The organism is Campylobacter troglodytis (assembly GCF_006864425.1).
Classification (GTDB): domain Bacteria; phylum Campylobacterota; class Campylobacteria; order Campylobacterales; family Campylobacteraceae; genus Campylobacter_D; species Campylobacter_D troglodytis.
In genome coordinates this window covers 1-568 of sequence record NZ_QHLI01000221.1, presented here as the reverse complement: position 1 = coordinate 568, position 568 = coordinate 1, and the positions used below count along the sequence as shown (strand labels likewise).

Genomic DNA, 568 nt, shown 5'->3' with positions numbered 1-568 from the left:
AAGCATAAAGGCAAGATTAAAAGAAGAAACAAGAAGCTTCATACAAAAAAGACAGGTGTATTATAAGGAAGTATTTAAGATTGATGGCAATTTACTTGGAAAGAAAACCCACTTAGTAATTGATCGTTTAGCCCAACTAAACATAGCCTTAGAGCATAGATATTCCTTGGTGTATGATTATAGAGGCTTGTTTTTGTATGAAAATAGAAAAGAGCTATGCAAGCTTTATACAAAGCAAATAGAGGGCTTAAAAGATTATATCGAGTTAAGGGATAAAAAGCATACCTACAAGGTGCAAATGACACACAAGGACAAAGGCACAGTTTATCTTCATATACACAAAGAAGCTGAGGCAAAAAGAGCTTTGTGTTTTTCTTATGATGAAAAGGATGAGCATTTAATAACTAAGGCTTTTAAGCAAACTAGCTTGCCTCTTAGATACTACAAACCCACACAATATGTCATCTTTATAAATCGTCATACACAAACACCAAAATATACTTTGTCGGATTATCAAATATTAAAACGACAAGAAAATGGAGAATATGAATTAGTGGCACAAGAGAAC

At 32.9% G+C, this 568-nt stretch carries 1 protein-coding gene; it reads left to right on the top strand.

What is annotated here, in order from left to right; all coding sequences use genetic code 11:
- A partial coding sequence (locus tag DMC01_RS14255; RefSeq protein ID WP_185908983.1) for a hypothetical protein occupies positions 1–568 on the top strand: 568 nt, incomplete at both ends.